This window comes from Natronospira sp. (assembly GCF_007134575.1).
Lineage (GTDB): Bacteria > Pseudomonadota > Gammaproteobacteria > Natronospirales > Natronospiraceae > Natronospira > Natronospira elongata.
Genome location: NZ_SLKM01000318.1, coordinates 1 through 2,543, shown reverse-complemented (window position 1 = coordinate 2,543; position 2,543 = coordinate 1). Strand labels below are relative to the sequence as shown.

At 43.7% G+C, this 2,543-nt stretch carries 2 protein-coding genes; both read right to left on the bottom strand.

All coding sequences use genetic code 11. The features are described from left to right. Nucleotides 1–953: 953 nt before the first annotated feature. Nucleotides 954–1,145, bottom strand: coding sequence for a PID-CTERM protein-sorting domain-containing protein (locus tag ACJWXQ_RS12940; RefSeq protein WP_406672966.1), 192 nt, complete (start codon nucleotides 1,143–1,145; stop codon nucleotides 954–956). Nucleotides 1,146–1,231: 86 nt separating this feature from the next. Beyond that, nucleotides 1,232–2,543 (bottom strand): T9SS type A sorting domain-containing protein (locus ACJWXQ_RS12935; protein WP_406672965.1); only part of this gene is annotated, 1,312 nt, incomplete at its 5' end.

The window sequence follows — 2,543 nt, the reverse complement described above, 5'->3', positions numbered from 1 at the left end:
CAGCACACATTCGGGCTGGGGCTGTAAGCCAGGTGTGAAATGAAAAATGAATGAGATATTTGAGTTGTGATTTCAGTTTGCGGAGCATACAGCTCCCTGAAATCCGCTATGAGTTGCCTCGATGACAATGAGGTGATGGGGTTTTATCATCAATAGCTGGTGCGGACCAAAACAAAGATAATGCCCGCCTAAATACCCAGCGCAATATTATTACCAGTTTATAAAGTCTGTGGAAGAATAACCATTCATACCAAGCCGATATATTTTTAAAACTTTTTAGCCTTGAAAGGGTTGAGCAAACTTTAGCGACCGGGCCAGTGGAGATCAGTATATGGATCTTTCTGGTTGTCTATAGGTGTTGGGACAGACACAACCTGGAGCTAATCCTGAACAGTTTGGCATAGAGATTCATTTAGGCTGGAGACCCGACACACAAATCCACTCAAGATGATTTATCCGTCTCTCTGAGGTTGAGACTCAGATAAAAGCCTGGTTGCATAAAGTGAGAATCCTTTTTAATAGCCTCTGTCTGAACGATGGAGAACCAAGCACTTCCCTTATACAGTCTTTGCCAATGCTCGCATCGCTGCAGTAATGGTCATTGCCTATAGCCGGGAGTGTCTTGAAAAGCCTAAAAAGACGATTCGGGATCACGATGGGCGAAAGTCGAGGCCAAAAACAGGCCACGAGGCTTAGCCCGGATTTCTCACTAAGCTCATCTTTTTCCCACGTAATGAAATTTTTTCTTTATCAAGGCCAAATTGCATAAAAATTTTGTAGAACAGGCTTAAGTAAAAAGGTAGCGAAAACGTACCTGATACGTTGAACACTCCATTTTAGATTCTCCCATAGCATTATAACAAAAAAATCCCTTGTTAAACGAATGACAAGGGATTCTTGAATTAAATCTTCATAACAAAAATAAAGAAAACGGGATCAAGCAGTGTACTGAACTACTTTTTCTTATCTCTCAGTTTCTTTAACCCATAAGCCCCACCTGCAGCAGCTAATAAAGCTAAACCTCCATCGATAGGCGCTTGTGTTGGTTTGTTTGGCGGAGGCGGAGGAGCTTGTCCCATTAAAAGGTCTGGCAGAAAAATTACTGCTATCACAATAACGATTACGATTAATATTACTTTTTTCATGGCCTTTATGGTTTGTTTTTTAACATTCGTGAGCTACTGAAAATTTTAACCGGCCCACTATCTGTACGGGCCGGTAATCGTTTATTTTATTTGACGAGTGTCATTCTCTTGTTGAGAACTGTAGAGCCCGCTGTTAACCTGTAGATATACACACCGCTTGTTAAATGAGTAGCATCGAAGTTTACCGTATGGATGCCGGCAGTCTGCTGGCCTTCTGCAAGAGCAACAACCCGCTGACCCAGCATGTTATAAACTTCAAGAGTTACATTCGCATTCTTGGGCAATGTGTACTCAATGGCTGTAGTGGGGTTAAACGGGTTCGGATAGTTCTGCTTGAGCCTGACATCCTGTGGTAGGTCATTATCAACTTCAGCAGATGCACGTGTTGTTATCACGAACCTGTCGTCTCCCACACCCTTGGACAATTGAGTCACTCCCATGCTGCATCGATCAGTGTCGGGGCTGACTATTTTTGCAGCTCCATTACTAATGGTAAACTCGTAGCTGAACGATTCATCAATCCGCAGCCTGGTATTGGTTTTACGGTCTGTGAAGTACAGATCATGGTTCAGCACCAGCTCCAGGTCCGTTACCGTGATGGTATAGGTGCCCGGTATCGTTGTCTCCATTCTAAGTGGCACCTCAAAATCCTCGGCAGGGATTGGATAGTGACCTATATCAAACAGCGTACCGTCAGCTTTCCTGGAGGCAAGCATAGCATAATTGGCAGACATGGCCTCCAACTGAAGCGCATCCCCTCTGATTTGGTCAAACGAGCCACGATCAGAAAACGTCATCCATGCAGATCTGCTGATCTCACCTGAACTCATTTCGAGACGTATATAGTTTTTTTGCTGTGTTTTGCCAAAAAATTCGGCTGTACTGTTGGACTTTGAGGCTTCAGTAAATGTAAGTGATGCATCGGCACCATTATTCTGTACAAAGAAGCCCTGGAATGAATGAATCAATCCACCCGGTATCTCGCCAATAACTGTACCGTTAATATCTTCTCCGGTAGTGGATACCCAACCGCCATCGGGTGAAATAGAGTGATCCCATATATATGCCACACCAGTTAAATTATTTGTGGTAAGCGCATTGAAATCTATTGCACTATAATAGGGGTTGCCTACAAGTGTGAATCCGTTTGGATCACTGTTCAACGGGGGAGAAACATCACCCGTATGTTCGGTACTCGAGTTTACCGATAACGCAACCGGACCTTCAGAGTCTGGATCATTAAAAACGTTTTGTTCAAATTTACTTAATAAAAATCCGGTGCCAGCAGGTATGGTGGCTGTTAAGTCTGAAAGAACCTCCCAATCGGCTTGGTCATCCCCGGAAACATTCGGCCATAACCAAACATTCGGATCTCCAAAGGGGAAATGATTTGACTTG